At 41.6% G+C, this 16,851-nt stretch carries 22 protein-coding genes; 9 read left to right on the forward strand and 13 right to left on the reverse strand.

Annotated features, from left to right (window positions below):
- The first annotated feature begins 97 nt into the window (after nt 1-97).
- The 4 genes from H6G92_RS08840 to H6G92_RS08855 all read left to right on the forward strand — a co-directional run bounded on the left by H6G92_RS08840 (nt 98) and on the right by H6G92_RS08855 (nt 2,606).
- Nucleotides 98-493: a DUF1830 domain-containing protein gene (locus H6G92_RS08840; protein ID WP_190892889.1), complete on the forward strand. Its 396-nt coding sequence runs from the start codon at nt 98-100 to the stop codon at nt 491-493.
- Between the two features lie 125 nt (nt 494-618).
- Nucleotides 619-1,080 (forward strand): DUF4079 domain-containing protein, encoded by a 462-nt coding sequence (locus H6G92_RS08845; RefSeq protein WP_190892891.1) that lies wholly within the window; start codon nt 619-621, stop codon nt 1,078-1,080.
- 103 nt (nt 1,081-1,183) lie between these two features.
- Nucleotides 1,184-1,750: a hypothetical protein gene (locus H6G92_RS08850; RefSeq protein ID WP_190892893.1), complete on the forward strand. Its 567-nt coding sequence runs from the start codon at nt 1,184-1,186 to the stop codon at nt 1,748-1,750.
- A gap of 76 nt (nt 1,751-1,826) precedes the next feature.
- Complete coding sequence (locus tag H6G92_RS08855) at nt 1,827-2,606, forward strand: ABC transporter ATP-binding protein (RefSeq protein WP_190892894.1); 780 nt, start codon at nt 1,827-1,829, stop codon at nt 2,604-2,606.
- 60 nt (nt 2,607-2,666) lie between these two features.
- On the opposite strand, the gene H6G92_RS08860 is transcribed toward H6G92_RS08855, so the two are convergent.
- The gene (locus H6G92_RS08860; protein WP_190892895.1) at nt 2,667-3,440 is read right to left on the reverse strand and encodes a response regulator transcription factor; all 774 of its coding nucleotides are present in this window, start codon (nt 3,438-3,440) and stop codon (nt 2,667-2,669) included.
- 583 nt (nt 3,441-4,023) lie between these two features.
- On the opposite strand from H6G92_RS08860, the gene H6G92_RS08865 reads away from it, so the two are divergent.
- Nucleotides 4,024-4,272 (forward strand): DUF6761 family protein, encoded by a 249-nt coding sequence (locus tag H6G92_RS08865; protein WP_104907495.1) that lies wholly within the window; start codon nt 4,024-4,026, stop codon nt 4,270-4,272.
- Nucleotides 4,273-4,626: 354 nt separating this feature from the next.
- Here the strand turns inward: H6G92_RS08865 and grxD are convergent, their stop codons facing one another.
- The 8 genes from grxD to H6G92_RS08905 all read right to left on the reverse strand — a co-directional run bounded on the left by grxD (nt 4,627) and on the right by H6G92_RS08905 (nt 9,648).
- The gene (gene grxD, locus H6G92_RS08870) at nt 4,627-4,950 is read right to left on the reverse strand and encodes a Grx4 family monothiol glutaredoxin (protein ID WP_190893041.1); all 324 of its coding nucleotides are present in this window, start codon (nt 4,948-4,950) and stop codon (nt 4,627-4,629) included.
- 80 nt (nt 4,951-5,030) lie between these two features.
- The gene (locus H6G92_RS08875; protein ID WP_162396946.1) at nt 5,031-5,288 is read right to left on the reverse strand and encodes a BolA family protein; all 258 of its coding nucleotides are present in this window, start codon (nt 5,286-5,288) and stop codon (nt 5,031-5,033) included.
- A 229-nt stretch (nt 5,289-5,517) separates the two neighbouring features.
- Nucleotides 5,518-6,123, reverse strand: coding sequence for a hypothetical protein (locus tag H6G92_RS08880; protein ID WP_190892896.1), 606 nt, complete (start codon nt 6,121-6,123; stop codon nt 5,518-5,520).
- 152 nt (nt 6,124-6,275) lie between these two features.
- Nucleotides 6,276-6,422: a hypothetical protein gene (locus H6G92_RS08885; RefSeq protein ID WP_190892897.1), complete on the reverse strand. Its 147-nt coding sequence runs from the start codon at nt 6,420-6,422 to the stop codon at nt 6,276-6,278.
- Nucleotides 6,423-6,939: 517 nt separating this feature from the next.
- On the reverse strand, nt 6,940-7,698 hold the full coding sequence (locus H6G92_RS08890) for a lysophospholipid acyltransferase family protein (RefSeq protein ID WP_190892899.1): 759 nt from the start codon (nt 7,696-7,698) through the stop codon (nt 6,940-6,942).
- Between the two features lie 112 nt (nt 7,699-7,810).
- Nucleotides 7,811-8,296 carry a tRNA adenosine(34) deaminase TadA gene (tadA, locus tag H6G92_RS08895; RefSeq protein WP_190892901.1) on the reverse strand — a complete coding sequence of 162 codons (486 nt, stop codon included), beginning with the start codon at nt 8,294-8,296 and terminating at the stop codon, nt 7,811-7,813.
- A gap of 330 nt (nt 8,297-8,626) precedes the next feature.
- The gene (grxC, locus tag H6G92_RS08900) at nt 8,627-8,941 is read right to left on the reverse strand and encodes a glutaredoxin 3 (protein WP_190892904.1); all 315 of its coding nucleotides are present in this window, start codon (nt 8,939-8,941) and stop codon (nt 8,627-8,629) included.
- Nucleotides 8,942-9,075: 134 nt separating this feature from the next.
- Nucleotides 9,076-9,648, reverse strand: coding sequence for a DUF981 family protein (locus H6G92_RS08905; RefSeq protein WP_190892906.1), 573 nt, complete (start codon nt 9,646-9,648; stop codon nt 9,076-9,078).
- Nucleotides 9,649-10,000: 352 nt separating this feature from the next.
- On the opposite strand from H6G92_RS08905, the gene glpX reads away from it, so the two are divergent.
- The 4 genes from glpX to H6G92_RS08925 all read left to right on the forward strand — a co-directional run bounded on the left by glpX (nt 10,001) and on the right by H6G92_RS08925 (nt 13,863).
- Nucleotides 10,001-11,038: a class II fructose-bisphosphatase gene (glpX, locus tag H6G92_RS08910; protein ID WP_190728269.1), complete on the forward strand. Its 1,038-nt coding sequence runs from the start codon at nt 10,001-10,003 to the stop codon at nt 11,036-11,038.
- Between the two features lie 240 nt (nt 11,039-11,278).
- Nucleotides 11,279-12,565 (forward strand): glutamyl-tRNA reductase, encoded by a 1,287-nt coding sequence (locus H6G92_RS08915; protein ID WP_190892908.1) that lies wholly within the window; start codon nt 11,279-11,281, stop codon nt 12,563-12,565.
- A gap of 103 nt (nt 12,566-12,668) precedes the next feature.
- Nucleotides 12,669-13,229, forward strand: a complete 561-nt coding sequence (locus H6G92_RS08920) for a DUF2087 domain-containing protein (protein ID WP_190892909.1) — start codon at nt 12,669-12,671, stop codon at nt 13,227-13,229.
- Between the two features lie 43 nt (nt 13,230-13,272).
- Nucleotides 13,273-13,863: a Uma2 family endonuclease gene (locus H6G92_RS08925; RefSeq protein WP_190892910.1), complete on the forward strand. Its 591-nt coding sequence runs from the start codon at nt 13,273-13,275 to the stop codon at nt 13,861-13,863.
- 36 nt (nt 13,864-13,899) lie between these two features.
- Here H6G92_RS08925 and H6G92_RS40795 read toward each other — a convergent pair whose 3' ends face one another.
- The 4 genes from H6G92_RS40795 to H6G92_RS08950 all read right to left on the reverse strand — a co-directional run bounded on the left by H6G92_RS40795 (nt 13,900) and on the right by H6G92_RS08950 (nt 16,819).
- Nucleotides 13,900-14,097, reverse strand: coding sequence for an ATP-binding protein (locus tag H6G92_RS40795; RefSeq protein ID WP_313889947.1), 198 nt, complete (start codon nt 14,095-14,097; stop codon nt 13,900-13,902).
- Nucleotides 14,098-14,148: 51 nt separating this feature from the next.
- Nucleotides 14,149-14,397, reverse strand: a complete 249-nt coding sequence (locus H6G92_RS41080; RefSeq protein ID WP_190892911.1) for a hypothetical protein — start codon at nt 14,395-14,397, stop codon at nt 14,149-14,151.
- A 516-nt stretch (nt 14,398-14,913) separates the two neighbouring features.
- Entirely contained in the window at nt 14,914-15,696 is a 783-nt protein-coding gene (locus H6G92_RS08945; protein ID WP_190892912.1) for an ABC transporter ATP-binding protein, read from the reverse strand.
- Complete coding sequence (locus tag H6G92_RS08950; RefSeq protein WP_190892913.1) at nt 15,686-16,819, reverse strand: branched-chain amino acid ABC transporter permease; 1,134 nt, start codon at nt 16,817-16,819, stop codon at nt 15,686-15,688. Before H6G92_RS08950 ends, H6G92_RS08945 begins: the two co-directional genes overlap by 11 nt.
- Between the last annotated feature and the right edge of the window lie 32 nt (nt 16,820-16,851).

A 16,851-nucleotide genomic window follows, 5' to 3' on the forward strand; every position in this document is an offset into this window, starting at 1 on the left:
TTTAAGTTGGTAGTCGGAGCTACAGCAACTGGGGATCAGGCAATGCTAGGCTTGGCTGGTGTAATGTAAAATTGTGGCGTAAAGCTCCTCAGCAGTTATGGCTCAAATATTAGATCCTCTACCACCTGAGCAATCGGGAAAAATTCTCTGCTGCTACATTAATGCCACCAGCAAAATACAGGTAGCTCGCATCTCCAATATTCCCAACTGGTACTTTGAAAGGGTTGTTTTCCCTGGACAACGTTTAGTGTTTGAAGCTCCGCGAAAAGGTCAAATGGAGATTCATACAGGCATGATGGCAAGTGCAATTTTATCCGATAAAATTCCGTGCGATCGCCTGATGCTCGAAGAATCCAGCGCTTATGAGTTTGATACAGACTCATCAGATGGAAAAGACCTTATTAATACCAGACCTATGGTGCAGCAAATTAATACAAAAATCGGAGATACTACAAAACCCTTACAGATCGTTGGTTTAGCATCGGTTGATTAAAAAAAAATTTTACTAAATTTAAGGGTTGCTAATTCAGCAGCCTTTTTTGTTTATTATTTATTGGGCATTGAGCATGGGCATGGATTATTCTCCTCATCTCCCCCATCTCATCTACAATCATTCTTATGAATCTGCCTTCATTTCTTTGGTTGTGGAAAATAGCCGCTTGGTCAATGGGGTTGTCCCTGCTGGCATATCTGATGCTAGCAGTAACCGGCGTTTGGATGTTTCGGGCGAGAACTTCGCAGCAATTCCCTTTTATTACCCCATTTATGGGAGGGAATAGGACAGTGCGATCGCTCCACTATACAATGGGCATCAGCATGGTAAGTTTAGTGCTACTACTGCTAGCGATCGGCATTGTTGGTACTTTAGGGCACTTTGGTTCCTTGGGTCACTCATCACATTTAGTTGCTGGATTGATAGTGGTAGCATTAGTTTTACTATCTGCTTTCAGTGCAACGCAAATTAGTGCTAGACGACCTTGGGCTAGACCCTTACACATCGGCATAAATATTATTTTATTTCTAGGATTTGCCTGGGTATCCCTTACTGGTTGGATTGTGGTGCAAAAGTATTTACCCTAAAGAATTACGAATTATGAATTATTAAAGTGGTATAGCTTCTGTGTGACAGGCGAGGTAGGTCTATGTCCTACCTTACAATGAAGAAAAGCATTGTAATTTAGCCGTGACAGCAAACTCAGCCAATATTTCAGCTTCTGTTTTTCGTCTGTCTCCTTTGATTCGGATGACGCTGCTGAGTCTATATATAGCACTGACAGTTCCATTACCCTTCTTATCACAGGTAACTGCTGCACCCGTACCCCCAGGATTATTGTGGGTAGGCATTAGCATCGGCTTAGTTGCCTTGTATGCTGTATTGACTGAACGAGTAACGGTAGATGACCAGGGAATTCAGGTTACTTACCCCGCCTGGGTACCTAGCTTTTTTCGTAAAGGCTGGTTTTTACCTTGGTCAGAGGTGAAAGAGTTAAAACCCCGCACCACTGGTCAAGGAGGGCTAGTTTATTACTTCCTCAGCCAGGATGGGAAAGCTTATTTACTACCGATGCGTGTAGCTGGATTTGCCCGTTTCGTGCAAATTGTCCAAACAAAGACGGGCATTGATACCACAGATGTTCGCCCTTTAGCACAGCCGTGGATGTACTTGATTTTACTAGTATTCACACTGCTGTTACTATTAGTCGATGGCTGGGCGATCGCTACAGCGTTAACTACTACACAATTAACTTAAAATTGGCAATGGGGCATGGGGTATTGGTTATTTCTTCCCCATTTCCCTACTCTCTACTCCCTATTTTTCATTCACCTTGAATAATGTCACAGCAAAAGCCACACTCAGGCTAGAGCAAGTTAATCTATTTACAAGGCTGAAAACCCAACTTTCAGGCAATCAGCAAGGATACCCCATATTGCAAGATATTTCCTTAGAGGTATTCCAGGGCGAACGACTTGCGATTGTAGGCCCAGTAGGCGCTGGGAAAACTTCGTTATTACGTCTCCTTAACCGCCTCATAGAACCCACGAGTGGTAAACTCTATCTAGAAAACCAAGAATATCGCCAAATTCCCGTCATCCAGCTACGCCAGATGTTTGTACTTGTATTGCAAGAATCAAAACTATTGGGGATGACAGTTCAGCAAGCCTTGGCTTATCCTTTAGTTTTGCGCGGTTTGCCCAAACAGACTATTCAGCAACGAGTCAATCACTGGACAGAACAACTGCACATTCCCAATGAATGGTTGGGGCGAACAGAGGTGCAACTTTCTGCTGGACAACGACAACTAATAGCGATCGCACGTGCCTTAGTCATCCAGCCTAAAATATTATTATTAGACGAGCCAACCTCTGCCCTAGATGCTGGTACTGCTTCTCATCTAATGCAAGTCTTAACCCAGTTGAGTCAAACTCATCAAACTACGATTTTGATGGTAAATCACCAACTAGAACTAGCCCAGATGTTTTGTACTCGGTTGTTACATCTACAGCAAGGTCATTTATTGGCAAATCAAAGAGTCTCTGAAATAAACTGGGTTAAATTACGAGAAAGCTTAATTCAAGCAGAAGCTCAAGACGATTTTGGATTTTAAATTGCTCAGGAGACAGAAATCAGGAGTCGTTATCTTACTCCTTCTCTCACAAATGCCCCATCACACTGGACTACTACTAAGCGTTGAACGTTGATTATTAAATCTCTCTCTAGCTAACTTTGTTGTTTGTGACTGTGAAATATTGGTATTCAAAATTTCCATATTAAAACGGTATCCTACATTGCGGATAGTTTGAATCAAATTGGGTTGGCGGGGATCAAGTTCAACCTTTTTCCGCAGCGATAAAACGTGAGTATCAATAGTACGAGGGTTATCGATAGCGTCAGGCCAAGCACGACGCAGCAATTCTGATCTACTCAGAGGTACGCCCCCAGCTTGTGCTAAAACATACAGTAAACTGAATTCTTGGGGTGTTAAGTCGATGAACTCCCCCTGAAAGCGGACACGACGCTGAACTAAATCAATTTGCAAAGTGCCATAATCCAAATAAGCTGGTGCAGTCGGTGTGCGCTTCCGGCGAATCAGCGCCTCTACCCGTGCCAAAAACTCTTGCATTCCAAAAGGTTTGCTCAGATAATCATCTGCACCCGCTTTTAAACCTGCGACGATATCACCTTCACTATTACGGGCAGATAGCATTAAGATTAGAGGTTGCTGCTGACGATGCAACCAACGACAAAACTCGATGCCATCACCATCAGGTAGGTCTGCATCCAAGACCACCAGTGTTGGTTGATGACTTAAAAATACTTCCCTTGCTTGATAAATACTGGCAGCTTGATGCACACGGTATTCCAGTTGTTGCAAGTGCCAACCCAACAACGACCTCAGATGGGGATTCCCCTCAATGATTTCTATACAAACCGAACCCACGGTGGCAAGACCCCTTAGCGTCGATGACTTTCAAAGTAACAAGCCCATCTCTAAGGTTTTGTAGCCTTTGTTACTTCAATTGCTATTAACTTTACATTCCCTAATAAAAAGCGTGGCAATATCTTTAATTTTTGCTTTGCCGATAGGCGATTAGAAATATTCTTAAATTTTTATTAAATTTATCGAAAGTATTGTTAGACTTATCAAAAGTTCTTTTAGCTTAACATTCTGTTTTTAGAGGGGCGTAATATGGCAAAAATCTACAACCCAAGCAGCTAATAGCTACTACAACAGCTTTTCAACCTGATGGTGAAAGTGGATTTTTTCGCAAAATTTAGTGTCCCCATCCAGGAATATAACACCAATATAATTACGCTGTTGACCATGAAAATCAAAAAAATAACTTAGCAGCTAACTAGAATCGATGTTTTCTGGAATAGGATTAAAGTAGCTTGTAGCTGCTATGAAGGTATTGCCCAAAGTAGATGTGTTTACTTTGAGTTGATGCCAAAGTGAAATTACACTTCACATTTGAGCGTGAATCATTTACAATTCTCATTCCAAAGAGTTTAATACAGCAGTTATGCTCCAAGACACACAAACCATCCGCTATTACCAAAGACTCACCGACGCCTTCGTCGAGTTATGGAATCGCGGTTATCGCACGGATGATATGCGGATGTATTTGGATGGATATTTAGCCGCACTGCGACATAGCAACGTCATTGAACCTTTTCTAATTCATCGCCTAGAAGAGGAAGCCAGCCGCTACTTGTACGATGGATCAAACTTTGCGGTGCCGCAACCACAGCCACAACCCGATTACTACTAAGTACCATTTTCGTGGTCATTGATAGTAACCGTTAATTACCGCAGATAATTATAGCATATTATCTGTATTGGTCAACGGGTTGCCGTGGTGTGAAATTTTGGAGATATTGTATTGATTAAACGCATCCCCTCAGCCTTATATTGGTCTTGCCAATAAATACGACTGAGGGGATTGTTGACTACCTATAAAATCAAGCCCAACATAGGTAAAGTATTTTTGTCAAAAATACATTAAAAAACCCTTGAAAGGCGAGACACTATTTCTCTACCCTTTCAAGGAAATTTAAAATGGCACATTGCCTTAATTGGGAAGCGCAAATTCAGCAGCATACCCTTTAGTTTACGTAAAGAAAGATTAAGAAGCTAGTGCTACTTCTACCTTTTCCTGCAATTCACCTTTTTGGTACAGTTCAATCAAGATGTCAGAACCGCCAACGAATTCACCATTGATATACACTTGGGGAATTGTCGGCCAGTTAGAGTATTCTTTAATTCCTTGACGGATTTCAGAGTCTGATAGAACATCAACCGTCTCGAAGGGAACTCCCAAAGTATTGAGAATCTGCACAACGTTGTTGGAGAAACCACATTGGGGCATTAATTTGTTTCCCTTCATGAAAACTAAAATCTTGTTCTGTTGTAGCAAGTTATCAATTTTGTCTTTGAGTTCTGGTGTCATGGTTTTTGTGTTTCCTATGTTGGATTCAACAGTGAGGAGTGAGGAGTCAAAATTCATAACTCCTAACTTCTAACTCTTATTTACGAAGCTGCTGTTGCTTGCCAAGCTTCGGGAGTGTATGTTTTTACCGCCAAGGCATGAATCGCTTCAGTTGACATAGCTTGACCCAACGCACCATAAACCAACTGGTGCTGTTGCACTAGTCCTTTACCTGCAAAGTGCGATGAAACTACTGTCACCTGATAGTGGTCACCGCCACCAGTCAAGTCTTGCACCTGAACCTGGGCGTCTGGCAGTTCCGCCTTGATCATTGCCTCAACCTGCTGCGGACTAATCATCGCAATTCCTGAAAAAACTTACTTTTCTATTATTAACAGATATAGAGCAAATGACCGTGCCAACTTCAGGTTTTGGCAAGGCTGTAGATAAACGTGCCTCTGAGGTGTATTTTTGAGAACGCTCAGGTTTTGGCTACGGCGGATAGCTCTATCCTAGCACTGGGGCGTTCCCAAGCGAATCGTTAGGGAGATGGGGGAGATAGGGAAAAAGAGGCAACAAAAATTTAATTTATTTTTTTGGGGATGAGGAAGATGAACTACCACCTTCTCTAGGATAGGGAGAATCTACAAAACCTAATTCAAACAACTGTTTATAGGCTTTCTTGCCTAAATCCCGCGTCGGGTTTTGACTCTTAATAATTTGAACCAACAATGGCACAGCTAATTCTGGCTGATTTTGGGCCCGATGTACCAATGCTAGCTGAAAGGTGGCTTCATCTCTTTTTTGGGCTGTTAATAGAGCTTTTTGACGCTGAGAGTCAGAAACTCTATTGTCAATTCCCGAAAAGCTAGAATTTAACTCTTGATAAAAATTAGATAGCTGATTATAAACCTGACGTGCTTCTTGCAGTTTCTTAGCAGCTAAGGGGTAGTTTTGAGCAGAAACAGCTTGTTCTGCATCTTTCACAAGGCGATCGCCACCTTGAATACTCAAAAGACTGTTACTTTGGGTTATGGGGCGTAAATTATTGGGATCGTTGGGATCAATAGGTTGTGGGCTAGTAGTGCCTGGTGCCTGTGATACCTGAGCATTCACAGGTGATAGCAGGCTGAGGACTGCTATGACTGATAAAAGAGTACGGTGCATCAAGGTAACAGCGGCAGCAGTGTTCATGGGATCAATTAGTGCAATGACTATACAGAAAAGTTATGGAAACTTCGGGTATCTTAACTCTGTTTTGGTTTTGGACAAAGCAAAGCCGCATCCTAAGTTTCTTTGATTTAGACTGAAAATTGGTTTAATAGAGTTCCCATTGCTCCTGTATACTAATTAACTAAAATCGTTCCTATGAGCGATCGCATTAATTCCTCTGATTTTACAATCATCGGTTTACTAGCAAGCAGCTTGGGAGTAGTTTGACAAGGCGCTGGCGAAAAGTTGATTTGAGAAAAGAATTTAAACTGCTCCACCATCTATCTTGCTACCTACTTTCCTCCCCAATAATTATCTCAGGTTAAGTGGGATATTTGGCACGAGAATCTTACCAAAGCACTGCTTGAACTATTCGCGATCGCTTCCAGCGGGCGTGAAACGCCATCGCACCAACCAACCATTGAAACATGGCGATGTCCCTAGTCCGCGCTCCTCAAAATTTTGTTTTTACCAGTCGTGTTTACAAAATCATGGAAAATCTAAAGACTTTTATTTAACTATTTGACCAAATATAAGAATATTTATCATCAACCAATTCAGTAGTTCCGAAACAATTATTAGCTATTCGCTCAAAAAATGCCAATTTGGCTAAATATCCTGTTAATAGAGGGTAATCTATATATATACATCCTCAAAGGTTGCAAAATACCACTAATTCAGGATGAACATAGCACTTACAACTGGTGTCAAACCTTGACAATGTGCAGTTTCTTAATCATGCACGGTTAATGGTCAATAGCTAAGAGCCAGTCTTGGGACTCTTGACGGATGACAAGATTAAGAATTAGTAATTTCTGCAAATGCGTGATTAGTAATTTTTGTTTCTTGATGGCTTAATTGTTGCAGTGCCTTTGCTAAATCAGCTGTGATGCTTTTGGCATCTTGTTTTATACAGCCACTCATGTAATCCATTACTCTAATTGGGGAGCCAATGTCAATACTCACATCTGTACCCCAATTTGGATAAGGTTGGCTGTAATTAATAGCTATAGGTATAATTTTCACTCCCAGCCCCGAATGACTAGATTCAGCACTCAAAGCAAGACGAGCAATTCCGGGTTTCAACTGGTGAACTTGGCCATCACGAAAAATGTTACCTTCTGGAAAGATGACCAGGGTTTTTTTGTGCTGAAGTAGCTCAACTCCATGTCGCAGCGTGCGGATTGACGGATGCTTAGAATTTACAGGAAACCCCCCCAAACGTCTGACAAACCAGCCTTGCAAGCCTTGGCATTCGTCAATAGTCACCATAAACCGCAGGTCTTGTTCTCTCCGACAATCAGCGGTAGCGTAGGGTACGAGCAATGCATCCCAACGCGCCCGATGAGTAGGCGCGAAGATCACAGGCCCAGTTGTAGGGATATTTTTTTGTCCGGTTATTCTAATTTGCCCAAAGAATAATGGTAATAGGCAGTGACGCCCTAATAAATATGCCAGAGGACTTAACCAAGGAGAAACCCTTGAGGTAGTACGAGCCACCTGAGGATTTGCTGCTGTGTGCTGGCAGGTATCGGATGAAGAGTAAAATTCCATCATGACGGATGCAGCTGATTGACGGGTAAAAATTTAACGAAAAGCTGATTAGTTACACCGTAGATTCTCTTGCGTGACTTGTGTCGTAGTAGATGGACAGTTTTACCTCTGTCCGTTAGTTTACTGTACGCCGTCTAAGAGCAAACCAAGCCTGTAGTTGTTCACGACAAGCTGACTCTAGAACGCCTCCGATTACTTGTAAGCGGTGATTAGAAGCAGCGCTATGGGGTATGTTAATAGCTGTACGAATTGCGCCAGTTTTTGTATCGTCTACTCCATATACGAGTAGTCCTAGTCGCGCTTGGACGATCGCACCTGCACACATTGGGCAAGGTTCAAGAGTTACGTAGAGGGTACATTCATTAAGATGCCAATTTTGTAAAGTTGTTGCAGCTCTCTTGAGAGCCACAATTTCCGCATGAGCGGTAGGGTCTTTGTCGCGCTCCTTTCTGTTTTCTCCTTGTGCTAGCAATTTGCCTGTTGAATCAATGATAACAGCACCTACAGGGACTTCACCTGCATCACCTGCTGTTTGTGCTAATTCTAGAGCATAACTCATCCATTGTTTATGTATAAGATAATCTGCATACTTACTTAGCATATACTTATCAATACAAAAATTTTAAAATTCTAATCGCCTTTGGACGAGCTAGACACCGATCCTACAAAAAAGAAAAAGTATATAGCCCACAAACTATAAGTCTTGTGATTACCTACATTTGACAATCCCCGCTTCGTTGTTATCCCGCCTCGGAATAAATTCCAAGGCTAATAGCTAAAGTCTTCTTAAGAGGACTAAACAAGAATTTCAGTCCACTTGAGTGGACAGTAGCTCTTAGCCTAGAACTTAAGTTCTAGGCGGGATGTGCGTCACTGCAATAGTTTAACTGTTACAAAAATGGGGGTAATGACAAGGACTAGAAATCTGAAGCTAAATAGCAGCTTGGGCTAAAAGGGAATCGAGTTGATTTTGTGTGTCTAGTTGATAAAGATCATCGCAGCCGCCAATGTGCTGGTTATTGATAAATATTTGTGGTACGGTACGGCGTCCGTTAGCGCGTTCTGCCATTTTCGCTCTAGCTGCTTCGTCGCCGTCGATTTTATATTCAGTAAAATTTACACCTTTCCACCACAGCAGCATTTTGGCACGGATGCAGTAAGGACAAGTTTGCCACGTGTAAAGCTCGACGTTGGCTTTGACTCGCTCTGGATGGCGATTTAAGAGGGGATTAAGAAAGTCCAGCATATTTTCTTAAACAAGGTTCTAACTATGTCTCTAGCCTATAGCAATCCTATTTGAGTTGCGAAATTAGTCGTGGAGGTAGGGAATAGGGAACAGATTTTTTTCACGAATGATTTGAGATTGCTATAGATTATTGCTTACCGCATTGGCGCTGGAACCCACTTTTGAAAACCCTCTAAATGATTCCAGTAAGCTAAATATCCAATCAATGCCCAAATTAGAGCGGCTACTATCAGCACTGCTACGCCAATTAGCCGCCAGGTTCGGTTGGTTTTCCAATAGAGAGTTGGGGCTGCAAAAACACCACCTAATCCAGTTAAAATAAAGCCGATTCCTGATAAAAGTGGCTGGCGCGTCAAATTCAAGTTGATGATGCGAATACCGACTATGATCGCAACTACGCCAGCAAAGAAGCCGTAAATTGCTATTGTCAATAAATCCCAACCTTGAGCAAGAGCGATCGCAGCCGCAACAAACAAGATTCCAAATAAGACACTTGTCTCACCGAAGGCAATGTTAAAGCTACCAGTAACTGGCCAGGTGAAGCTCATGTGTAAACCAGTTGTAAGTGCGATCGCACCTGTAATTCCAAAACCTGGAATCCACTGTCTTTGATTAGAGCTATCTATACCACGATACACATAGTCAGCTAGTAGAAATAACCCAGCTACCATATTGATTAACATGAGCGTGATGTAGTCGATAAACACGATTAACCTCTGAATTTGACAAGCTTTTTACTCTGCGCCTCGTTTTTCAGTTTTTAGTGAATTCACCAGCTTTTTTTCTTTATTATTTTATACCTAAAGATAAACACTTAATAAAAGCAATGTTCTTATACACTGCTACCCATTTGTGCTAGTTCTTAACTTAATTGCTTTTGAACACGCTTTATACTGGAGTTGTAGGAGTGAAAAATTAGGATGTGTTAACTGGCACTTTTCTAACCAGTTAGCAGTAAAACTTAACTTTCTTCCACGTGTATCCGCCCTTTGGTAGACTTGAAAACTGAAATAGCCAGATGAAACGACGGAAATTCAAGCAGCTGAGAGGGCAGACTCTGTGGAAAATACACTTGGTTTAGAGATTATTGAAGTAGTAGAGCAAGCCGCGATCGCATCCGCAAAGTGGATGGGTAAAGGCGAAAAAAACATCGCTGACCAAGTAGCTGTGGAAGCTATGCGGGAGCGGATGAATAAAATCTATATGCGGGGTCGCATTGTGATTGGGGAAGGCGAACGCGATGACGCGCCTATGTTATACATCGGGGAAGAAGTTGGTATCTGTACCCAACCAAATGCCGAAGCTCTTTGTAACCCTGATGAACTAGTTGAAATTGATATCGCCGTTGACCCCTGTGAAGGTACGAACTTAGTAGCTTATGGACAACCTGGTTCGATGGCTGTCTTGGCAATTTCTGAAAAGGGTGGATTATTTGCTGCTCCTGACTTTTACATGAAGAAGTTAGCAGCACCTCCCGCAGCGAAGGGCAAGGTAGACATCAACAAGTCAGCAACAGAAAACCTCAAGATTCTCTCTGAGTGTCTAGAGCGCTCGATTGAAGAACTTGTAATCGTGGTCATGAAGCGCGAACGCCACAACGATTTAATTAAAGAAATCCGTGAGGCTGGAGCAAGAGTCGCCCTAATTTCAGACGGTGATGTGGGTGCAGCTATAAGCTGCGGTTTTGCTGGAACTAATATCCACGCGCTGATGGGTATCGGTGCGGCTCCTGAAGGTGTAATCTCAGCAGCAGCCATGCGTGCTTTAGGTGGACACTTCCAAGGTCAACTGATTTACGATCCAGCAGTCGTAAAAACAGGTCTGATTGGAGAAAGCAGAGAAGCCAACATCGATCGCTTAAAGTCTATGAATATCAATGACCCCGATAAGGTCTATGATGCTCATGAACTGGCATCTGGTAAAACTGTTCTGTTCGCTGCTTGCGGTATTACCAGTGGTAATCTGATGAATGGTGTACGTTTCTTCAACGGCGGAGCAAGAACTCAAAGCTTGGTAATTTCTAACCAGTCGAAAACTGCTCGATTTGTTGATACAATTCACATGTTTGGTGAACCCAAGACTCTCCAATTGAACTAATTTTTAGGGAATGGGGAATGGTAAAAGTAAGGGCGAAGCTTTTGGAAATAAATCTTTCTATAAAACGGAAAAATAGTCACCAAAATGCTTTACCCTTACAGTAGTTAGTAGTTAGTAGTTAGTGATTAATAGTTGTTTGTTGCTGGGAATAACTACCAACCAATAAACAAAAACTCCCCATTCCCTATTCTCACTCAATGCCCTATTTTCAACTACCAACTAGTAACTACGATTTAGCAAATGAATATAGCAGTGGTGGGGTTAAGCCATAAAACAGCCCCTGTAGAAGTCCGGGAAAAACTGAGCATTCCAGAACCACAAATTGAAAGTGCGATCGCTCAACTGACCAGCTATCCCCATATTGACGAAGTTGCAATTCTTAGTACTTGTAACCGCCTAGAAATTTACATTGTTACCAGTGAAGCAGACCAAGGTATTCGGGAAGTAACTCAGTTTCTCGCGGAATACAGTAAATTACCTGTGCTTTCTCTGCGACAACATTTATTTATGTTGCTACATGATGATGCAGTGATGCACGTTATGCGGGTAGCAGGTGGTTTAGATAGTCTGGTACTTGGAGAAGGTCAAATTCTGGCTCAGGTGAAGACTACTCACAAACTGGGGCAGCAATATAACGGTATAAAAACCATTTTGAATCGATTATTTAAACAAGCGCTGACAGCTGGTAAGCGGGTTCGTACTGAAACTAGTATTGGTACTGGCGCTGTCTCTATCAGTTCGGCAGCTGTAGAGTTAGCACAGATAAAAGTAGCAAATTTAGCAGCTTGCCGAGTGGTAATTTTGGGTGCTGGTAAAATGTCGCGCCTGCTGGTGCAACACCTACTTTCTAAAGGTGCTGTGCAAATTAGTATTGTAAATCGATCTCGTGAACGTGCCCTAGAATTAACAAAGCAGTTCCCTCAGCAACCTATCGAAATTCATCCGCTATCGGAAATGATGACTGTAATTGCCGATAGCGATTTAGTGTTTACAAGTACTTCAGCAACAGAGCCAATACTTGATCGTGCCAAATTGGAAATGGTGTTAGAAGTTCAGCGCTCTTTAATGTTATTTGATATTTCTGTGCCGCGTAATGTTCATGCGGATGTAAATGAATTGGAAAATGTGCAAGCATTTAATGTGGATGATTTGAAGGCAGTAGTAGCGCAAAACTACGAAAGCCGTCGCAAGATTGCACAGGAAGCAGAAAGACTTTTAGAGGAAGAAGTGGAAGCTTTTGATATTTGGTGGCGCAGTCTGGAGACTGTGACTACTATTAGCTGTCTGCGAAATAAAGTCGAAACCATCCGCGAACAAGAGTTAGAAAAAGCTTTGTCGAGATTGGGTTCGGAATTCGCCGAAAAACATCAAGAGGTAATTGAAGCATTAACGCGGGGAATTGTCAATAAAATTTTACATGACCCGATGGTGCAGTTGCGATCGCAGCAAGATGTGGAAGCCAGACGGCGCTGTATGCAAACTCTGCAAATGCTTTTCAACCTGGATGCAGAGGAACAATTTAGTTAAATTTAACAACAAGTAAGATCCCCGACTTCTTAAAGAAGTCAGGGATCTGAGCTTTCAATTAGATATACTTCTAATTAGATAGATGTCTAATTAGAAGTTAGTTATGCAACCAGAGCAATTTAACATCTTACTCCGCTTTTTCAAGGCATTAGCGGATGATAGCCGATTGAAGATTGTAGGTATCCTGGCAAATCAGGAGTGCAGCGTCGAAGAATTAGCAGCGCTCCTGCAACTCAAAGAACCGACGGTATCTCATCATTTAGCGAAACTTAAAGAGCTAAATTTGGTGACAATGCGTCCCGAAGGCAATAGCCGTCTATATCAATTGGATAGCGAGGCTTTGCAAAGCATTAGCAAGGAAATTTTCACACCTGAGAAGATAGCATCTTTAATTCAAGATGTGGATACTGAAGCTTGGGAAAGCAAAGTGTTGAAAAACTATTTCGAGGACAATCGCCTCAAAGAAATTCCTGCTAGTCGCAAAAAGCGTCTAGTTATTCTCAAGTGGTTAGCAAACCAGTTTGATGTAAGAGTCAACTACCCTGAACGTTTGGTAAATGATATTCTCAAACGCTACCATATTGACTGCGCCACCCTGCGACGAGAGTTAATTGCTTGCCAGTTAATGCAGCGAGAAAATGGGATTTATTGGCGTACAAAATAGATATAAAAGATGAGCAAATCACACAATCATAGGTTGTATTTTTATGCAGTTAGAAACCAAAAAATTCTATTACACACCTGAAGAGTATTTAGAACTTGAAGAAAAAGCGGAATATAAAAGCGAATACCGTGATGGAGAAATTGTACCGATGACGGGTGGTACTACAAATCATAATAAAATTTCTTTAAATTTAGCTGCATCCTTAAAAATTGCTTTAAGGCGTAAAAATTATGATGTTTATATTGGTGATGTGCGTTTGTGGATACCCCGTTATCGGCAGCATACATATCCCGATGTGATGGTGATTAAGGGACAACCTATTTATACAGGAACCAGTACAACAACCGTTATGAATCCGATGTTAATTGCTGAAGTTTTATCTAAATCGACCAAAAATTACGACCAAGGTGATAAGTTTCTTTATTATCGCTCTATTCCAGAATTCAAGGAATATATTTTAATCGATCAATATCAGTATCATGTGATGCAGTATGTAAAAACTGCGGAAAGTCAATGGTCATTCATTGAACTTGAACATGAATCTGCAATTTTATCACTGCAAACGGTTGATTTTCAAATTGAATTGCGCGACCTTTACGAACAAGTCAATTTTGCAGAAAATAACGAAGATTGAAAAAATAAATTTTATAGAACTATTGTCAAAAATCATCTATCGAATCGGGATTGTAATTATAAACTCTGCACCCTGTCCCGGTAATGAAACGCACTGTAACGAGCCACCATGTTTTTCAGTAATAATCTGGTAGCTAATTGATAATCCCATACCATAACCACAATAACTGTTGAGTATAATCATCAGTGTGCTTAAGAATGCCATAGATGAAATTAACTGGGTTATTGATTTCATGAGCAATACCAGCAACCAAGTGTCCCAAAGAAGACATTTTTTCTTTCTGAATTAATTGGGACTGAGTAACCCTGAGTTCTTGTAAAGTTTGCTTGAGAACAATATTTTTTGTCGCAATGCTTGCGTTCGCTCTTCTATTTTTTCTTCTAGTATTTGGCTATAAACTTCTAGCTTTTGATTCGCTTCATATTGTTCTGCTAGTAGTACCTTTACCTGTTGAATTAACTTGTTCCCGATATTAAATTTTACCGTTATCTTCTTCTGGTTTGAGTTGTTTACTACTACCAGCGATATCAACAATATCGTTTTTTAGAGATGCGATCGCACCTTTAGATTGGCTACTTAATATTCCCGAATACTTATAAAATATAACGGGTAAATGAAATAATTCATCATAAATATAAATCCCCGCTTTATTTGATAATTCGGAGATATAGCAATCCTATTTGAGTTGCGAAAATTATCGAACCGCCAAGCCGCCAAGAGCGCCAAGAAAACAAACAGAGAATTTTATAAATGATTTAGTACTGCTATATGTGACTTTCATTAGCAAATATATTTTTTACTTCACAAAATTATTTTCCTAAATAAGCTTCTAAAACTTTTGGAGGTCATGCCATCTTGACGTTTCCAAGTGATAATGCTGTTCAGTTGCTACCAATGAGATATACAACTCGATTTTAACAAGAGCCAAATTTCCGAAGATTTGACAACGTGTGCGGCTTTCTCTCAAACCGTTTCCTACCAGCGAATCAGAGCAAGAATAAAAGCCTCTCCCTGTGTGGGAGAGTTTTGGAACAGAAAGCTAATCGCACTTTATTTTCCCAAGTAAGCTTCTAGAACTTTGGGATTAGTTTGAATTTCTGCGGGTGTGCCATCAGCTAAATTTTGCCCTTCAGCAAGCACCCAAACACGATCGCACAAGGACATAACCACATCCATATTGTGTTCAATAATCAGAAAAGTCATGCCATCTTGACGGTTCCAAGTGATAATGCGATCGCAAATATCATCAATCAGTTTTGGATTCACCCCAGCAGCCGGTTCATCCAACAAAATTAGCTTGGGATTAGTCATCAGCGCCCGTCCCATTTCCAGCAGCTTGCGTTGTCCACCAGACAAGCAACCAGCATAATCGTGTGCTTTTTTTTCCAAGCCCACTGATTCTAATAGGTACATCGCTCGCTCTTGCAGTTGCTTTTCTTCCTTAGCAACGATGTGCGGTTGCAATTGTACTTGCCAAAAATTTTCACCCGTTTGTTTTTGCGCCGCCAGCAGCATATTTTCTAACACCGACAACCGCGAGAGAGTCCGTGCAACCTGAAAGGTGCGGATTACTCCCTGCTGGGCGATTTGATATGGTTGCAAATTGTGAATCGGTTCGCCATCAAAAATCACTCGTCCCTTATCTGGGCGGATAAAGTTCGAGAGTAAGTTAAATAAAGTGGTTTTACCAGCACCATTGGGGCCAATCAAGCCCGTAATGCTGCCTTTAGCAACTTCGATTCTCGCCTCATTAACTGCTTTGACACCACCAAAGCTTTTAGAAAGTCCAGTGGCTACTAAAAGGGGAAGTGGCGATGACTGGTTATTTACCAAGAGTGAGTTCCTCCTTTTTCCCTAGAATACCTTGAGGTCGCCAAATCATCAGTACCATCAGAATTAGTCCGATTACCATGATCCGAAATGCACCCAAACGGGCTTCATCAAGGGTAACGATTCTGGGTAAGACTTCCCGCGTCAGCGCATCGTAAGCAAAGAAAATTACCGCACCTAAGATTGTGCCAACGTTATTTCCAGAACCACCTAAAATCACCATGATCCAAGTGTCAAAGGTAATCTGCGGTTGAAAATTATCCGGGTAAATGGCGCTGAGTTGCCAAGCAAAGAAAGCACCAGCGATACCTGCGATCGCACCTCCAAGCATGAGAGATTGTAATTTATACCAAAAGACATTTTTTCCCAGCGCCTTGGGAATTTCTTCATCTTCGCGGATGGCTTTGAGAATTCTACCCCAAGGCGATCGCACCAAAATTTCTAAACGCCAGTATACAAATGCTAAAACCAAAAGCAACACCAGCATTAAACCCGCTTTTGGGTTGTAGTTATACAGTCCAATCACCCCGGAAACATAAATCGCTGCCGCCAAAGCTGCTAACACAATTCCCACAGCCAAGCGGGATATAAATTCTTGTTTGCTAGTTGTCCTTTTACCTAAATCAGTAGTCCGAGATATTTGGGTGGTGCGAATCCATCGCCACAACGTAAAGAAAGTTATAGCAGCTAACACCGTTAAAAGCCCAATCATCAAAAATCTGACAAACAAATTCGGCTCTGCGGATAGGGGTATGGGATAACTTTGCACACCAAACGCCCCAGAAATCCAGGTGTCACCCACAGGTAATTCCTGATTATTGACCACCAAACGAATTAATTCGCCCGTACCAATGGTGACAATCCCTAAATAATCTTCCCGCAAGCGTAGAGTTGCAAAACCAATTATCAAACCCAACAAGGCGGCGACAATTGCCCCAGCGACTGCCGATATCAGTAGGGGTACGCCCTTTAAGCTTAACAATACCGTTGTATATGCTCCCAGGGTCATGAAAGCAATATGACCAAAGTTAATTAACCCCGTAAAACCCCACTGTAAATTGAGTCCCAGACCGAATAGAGCAAAAAGTGCTGTAGAAATTGCTAAGAAAATGAGATAGTCAACCATATTAAATTATTTGGGAATTGGGTACTGGGAAT

It is taken from the genome of Nostoc foliaceum FACHB-393 (assembly GCF_014698505.1).
In the GTDB taxonomy this organism is placed as follows: domain Bacteria; phylum Cyanobacteriota; class Cyanobacteriia; order Cyanobacteriales; family Nostocaceae; genus Nostoc; species Nostoc foliaceum_A.

What these genes read in the sequence shown, in the direction of transcription:
- grxD (WP_190893041.1), bottom strand. Translation starts at nt 4,950, where the DNA reads ATGACACCAGAACTCAAAGACAAAATTGATAACTTGCTACAACAGAAC.
- H6G92_RS08920 (WP_190892909.1), top strand. Translation starts at nt 12,669, where the DNA reads ATGCAACCAGAGCAATTTAACATCTTACTCCGCTTTTTCAAGGCATTA.
- H6G92_RS08865 (WP_104907495.1), top strand. Translation starts at nt 4,024, where the DNA reads ATGCTCCAAGACACACAAACCATCCGCTATTACCAAAGACTCACCGAC.
- H6G92_RS08845 (WP_190892891.1), top strand. Translation starts at nt 619, where the DNA reads ATGAATCTGCCTTCATTTCTTTGGTTGTGGAAAATAGCCGCTTGGTCA.
- H6G92_RS40795 (WP_313889947.1), bottom strand. Translation starts at nt 14,097, where the DNA reads ATGAAATCAATAACCCAGTTAATTTCATCTATGGCATTCTTAAGCACA.
- grxC (WP_190892904.1), bottom strand. Translation starts at nt 8,941, where the DNA reads ATGCTGGACTTTCTTAATCCCCTCTTAAATCGCCATCCAGAGCGAGTC.
- H6G92_RS08950 (WP_190892913.1), bottom strand. Translation starts at nt 16,819, where the DNA reads ATGGTTGACTATCTCATTTTCTTAGCAATTTCTACAGCACTTTTTGCT.
- H6G92_RS08890 (WP_190892899.1), bottom strand. Translation starts at nt 7,698, where the DNA reads ATGATGGAATTTTACTCTTCATCCGATACCTGCCAGCACACAGCAGCA.
- H6G92_RS08925 (WP_190892910.1), top strand. Translation starts at nt 13,273, where the DNA reads ATGCAGTTAGAAACCAAAAAATTCTATTACACACCTGAAGAGTATTTA.
- H6G92_RS08885 (WP_190892897.1), bottom strand. Translation starts at nt 6,422, where the DNA reads ATGGTGGAGCAGTTTAAATTCTTTTCTCAAATCAACTTTTCGCCAGCG.
- H6G92_RS08875 (WP_162396946.1), bottom strand. Translation starts at nt 5,288, where the DNA reads ATGATTAGTCCGCAGCAGGTTGAGGCAATGATCAAGGCGGAACTGCCA.
- H6G92_RS08840 (WP_190892889.1), top strand. Translation starts at nt 98, where the DNA reads ATGGCTCAAATATTAGATCCTCTACCACCTGAGCAATCGGGAAAAATT.
- H6G92_RS08880 (WP_190892896.1), bottom strand. Translation starts at nt 6,123, where the DNA reads ATGAACACTGCTGCCGCTGTTACCTTGATGCACCGTACTCTTTTATCA.
- H6G92_RS08915 (WP_190892908.1), top strand. Translation starts at nt 11,279, where the DNA reads ATGAATATAGCAGTGGTGGGGTTAAGCCATAAAACAGCCCCTGTAGAA.
- tadA (WP_190892901.1), bottom strand. Translation starts at nt 8,296, where the DNA reads ATGCTAAGTAAGTATGCAGATTATCTTATACATAAACAATGGATGAGT.